The organism is Microvirga sp. P4_G7 (assembly GCF_056401005.1).
The window spans coordinates 1-3711 of the sequence record NZ_JBFUKD010000365.1; the positions used below are offsets into that span (position 1 = coordinate 1).

A 3711-nucleotide genomic window follows, 5' to 3' on the forward strand; every position below is an offset into this window, starting at 1 on the left:
GGCATGCAGATCGCTCCCCGTTTCGTCATCGACACGACGCGGCAAACCTACATGATCAGACGCGAAGGAGCGGAGATCGAGCTTGCACTCGACGAAGCGAAGATTTCCGTGGGTGCTCGGCGTGAACAATTCTGTGAAATCGAGCTCGAATTGAAGAGCGGCGAACCGGCAACGCTCTTTGCGCTCGCACGCGATTTGGCAATTGCCGTGCCCCTGCGCGTTTCGCTGACGGCGAAATCGGAGCGTGGTTACTCGCTCCTCGGACCTGCGGCCCTTTCGCCGGTGCGTGCCGAAGCAGTCGTGTTGAACGATTCACAGACGAGTGGCGACGCGTTCAAGACCATCGCGCGGTCCTGCCTGTCACAAATATTGCGCAATGAAACGGCCTTGCGGCGTACACGCGATCCCGAAGCCCTTCATCAACTTCGCGTCGGATTGCGGCGATTGCGAGCGGCTACCTCGCTTTTCAAGTCGATGCTCGACGACAAGGAGAGCCGTGCATTGCAAGAAGAGCATCGCTGGATCAGTCGACAGCTCGGTCGCGCCCGCGACCTCGATGTATTGACGCAGAATATACGAAAGGCAAAAGCCACCGACCCGGTCGTGAACGCTGTCGCCGCAGAGCACATCGAAGCGCTCCGCGTGGATGCTTACGATGCATTACTCGCGATGCTGTCTGGCCGACGCTTTGCGGACGGCCTCCTGCAAACCGCTGCTTGGATCGAGATCGGAGCTTGGCATCGCGCGAAGAAGCAGGCTCAGCCCGCCGAAACGCGCGCCGCCAAAGAGCTCGAACGACGCTGGAAGCGTATCCGCAAACGGAGCATGTCGTTCGCGGACCTCGATGCGGAAGGTCGACATGGATTGCGGATCGACATCAAGAAATTCAGGTACGGCACCGAATTCTTCGCGTCCCACTACGAGGATAAGGGCGCACGAAAGCGGCAACGTTCCATGCTCGCCTGTTGCGGCAAGTCGCAAGATGCGCTTGGCGACTTGAACGATCTTTCGATTGAAGCCATCGTGCGACCCCTTCTAGGAATTACCGAACCAGTCGACGACAAGCGCCGACGCAAGAGCGAGAAGAAGGCCACGAACGCTGCGCGAAAATTCTGCGCAATCGAACCGTTCTGGCGATGACACGAAAGGATACGCATGACAGACGGTCCCGATCCGAACACGCCGCATCCGCTCGCGGACCATCCTCGTGTCGGTTTTCTCAAGGCCTTTATCACGCAGCCGAATATCGAAGTCGGCGAATTCAGCTATTACGATGATCCGGACGGTCCGGAAAACTTCGTCGCGCGATGCGTCCTGCATCACTACGATTTCATCGGCGACAAGCTCGTCATCGGCAAGTTCTGTGCGATCGCGGGCGGCGTGACCTTCATCATGAATGGCGCCAATCACGCGATGACGGGCTTTTCCAGCTACCCGTTCAACATCTTCGGCCATGGATGGGAAGAAGGCTTCGATTGGCAGACCATCGCGGTGGGCCTCAAAGGCGACACCGTTATCGGCAACGACGTCTGGATCGGACACGAAGCGACGATCATGCCGGGCGTGGCCATTGGCGACGGCGCCATCATTGCTGCGAAGTCCGTCGTCACGTCTGATGTGCCTCCCTACGCCATTGTCGCGGGCAACCCCGCGCGGGTGTTGCGAACCCGGTTTCCGGATCCTGTGGTGGCCGACCTCCTCACGATCCGGTGGTGGGATTGGGACGTCGCCAAGATCTCGCGCAATCTCGCGGCGATCAGGGGCTCGGATTTAAGCGTCTTGAAGAAAGCGGCCTGAAACAGGATAAGGGAGCCATGACCGATACAGCTCCCGATCCATTCCTTGAAGCCGGCCGACTTTTGTTCGCCGGAGCAGCCGACTTCAAGTGGGCGGCGACCGCCCTGAACAACCTTCCTCCCATGAGCAAGGTCGAAATCGCCTTTGCGGGCCGCTCCAATGTGGGAAAATCGAGCCTGGTCAACGCCCTGACCGGCCGGAACACGCTGGCGCGGACGTCCCACACCCCTGGGCGGACGCAGCAGCTCAACTTTTTCGACATCGGCAGCCGGTTCCAGCTCGTCGACATGCCTGGCTACGGCTACGCGGCGGTGGAGAAGCAGAAGGTTGAGGCGTGGACCAAGCTCATCCACGATTATCTGCGGGGCCGGGCGAGCCTCGCCCGGGTTTATGTGCTGATCGATTCCCGCCMTGGCATCAAGGCCGCGGACGAGGTCGTGCTGGCGACGCTCGACAGCGCAGCGGTGTCCTACCAGATCGTCCTGACCAAGGCGGACGAATTGAAGAAGGGCGAGATCGAGAAGTGCATCGCCGACACGGCGACCAAGATCGCCAAGCGGGCGGCAGCCTTTCCCGAGATCATGCCGACATCGAGCCGGACGGGCGGAGGCATTCCCGAACTTCGCGCAAACATCGCAAAGCTCCTGTCGGAACGAGGCGAGCGATGATCGTCGCCGATCGCCTGCTCGTTCTCTCTGCGGCTCTCGCGGGCCTGTTCGGCGTCGGCCTGTCGGCGGCCGCGGCCCACGTGACCGGCAGCGGCAGCCTAGAAACGGCGGCCCAATTCCTTCTGTTTCACGCCCCGGCCCTCATTGCGCTAGTCGCATTGTCGAAGACGGACGCGCTTCAGCCGAACCTGGCGCGGCTCGCAGGCTTCGTTTTGGTCATCGGACTCATTCTGTTCAGCGGCGACCTCGCCCGCCGAGCGCTCGCCGGTGTCGCTCTCGCCCCCATGGCGGCGCCCACCGGAGGCGTCCTCCTGATGGTGGGATGGGCTCTGATCGGCGTATCCGGGCTTTTTGGCCGCCGCGCTTGAAGTCTGCCAGTTTTCACGGCCGCCCGGCTCGGTTAGAACGCTCGTGCAGTATCTTCCGAAGCGTCCGCGGTTCGGCGGAGAATCACACTAAAACTCAACCGATCGGAGCGTAATCGCACGCCAAGCCTGCAGATCATGAAGCCTGCAGTTTATGCTGTCAGCGATCGCTCGATTTCCGTAGCCGGAGCCGTCCATGTCCGACCCGTCTTCCCTGGCCGACCAGCTTCCCAACGTGCATGTGCGCGCCGAAGTCCTCGTCCAGGCCCTGCCTCACATGCAGCGCTATGACCAACAGGTCGTCGTGATCAAGTACGGCGGCCACGCCATGGGCGACCGCGCAGCGGCGGAGGATTTCGCCGAGGACGTCGTCCTGCTCGAGCAATCCGGCATCAAGCCTATCGTCGTCCACGGCGGCGGCCCGCAGATCGGCAGAATGCTCGACAAGCTCGGCATCAAATCCGAGTTCAAGGCCGGGTTGCGGGTGACCGACGCGGCGACGGTCGAGATCGTCGAGATGGTCCTCGCCGGATCGATCAACAAGCAGATCGTCGGCTGGATCGGAGCGGAGGGCGGCAAGGCCGTCGGTCTCTGCGGCAAGGACGGCAACATGGTCACCGCCCGCAAGGTGACCCGCACCACGGTTGATCCGGATTCGAACATCGAAAAGGTGGTCGACCTCGGTTTCGTTGGGGAACCGGAGCATGTGAACCGGGCCGTTCTCGATCAGGTTCTGAGCGCCGAGCTCATCCCGGTTCTGGCGCCGGTTGCCGTCGGCCAAGATGGGGAAACCTACAACGTCAATGCGGACACCTTCGCAGGTGCCATTGCCGGCGCCATGCAATCGAAGCGGCTGCTGCTGCTCACCGACGTGCCTGGGG

The 3711-nt window shown here is 61.6% G+C and carries 5 protein-coding genes; all 5 read left to right on the forward strand.

Annotated elements, in window-relative coordinates; translation table 11 throughout:
• Positions 1-1140, forward strand: a 1140-nt coding sequence (locus AC1DT3_RS14630) for a CYTH and CHAD domain-containing protein (RefSeq protein ID WP_477465974.1), incomplete at its 5' end; no start/stop codon positions are given.
• A 15-nt stretch (positions 1141-1155) separates the two neighbouring features.
• Positions 1156-1797, forward strand: a complete 642-nt coding sequence (locus AC1DT3_RS14635) for a CatB-related O-acetyltransferase (RefSeq protein WP_477465975.1) — start codon at positions 1156-1158, stop codon at positions 1795-1797.
• A gap of 17 nt (positions 1798-1814) precedes the next feature.
• A complete protein-coding gene (gene yihA, locus AC1DT3_RS14640; protein WP_477465976.1) occupies positions 1815-2465 on the forward strand; it encodes a ribosome biogenesis GTP-binding protein YihA/YsxC in 651 nt (216 codons plus the stop codon).
• Positions 2462-2833, forward strand: a complete 372-nt coding sequence (locus tag AC1DT3_RS14645; RefSeq protein ID WP_477465977.1) for a DUF423 domain-containing protein — start codon at positions 2462-2464, stop codon at positions 2831-2833. Before yihA ends, AC1DT3_RS14645 begins: the two co-directional genes overlap by 4 nt.
• A gap of 193 nt (positions 2834-3026) precedes the next feature.
• Positions 3027-3711: acetylglutamate kinase (gene argB / locus AC1DT3_RS14650; protein ID WP_477465978.1), on the forward strand; the 685-nt coding region annotated here is incomplete at its 3' end.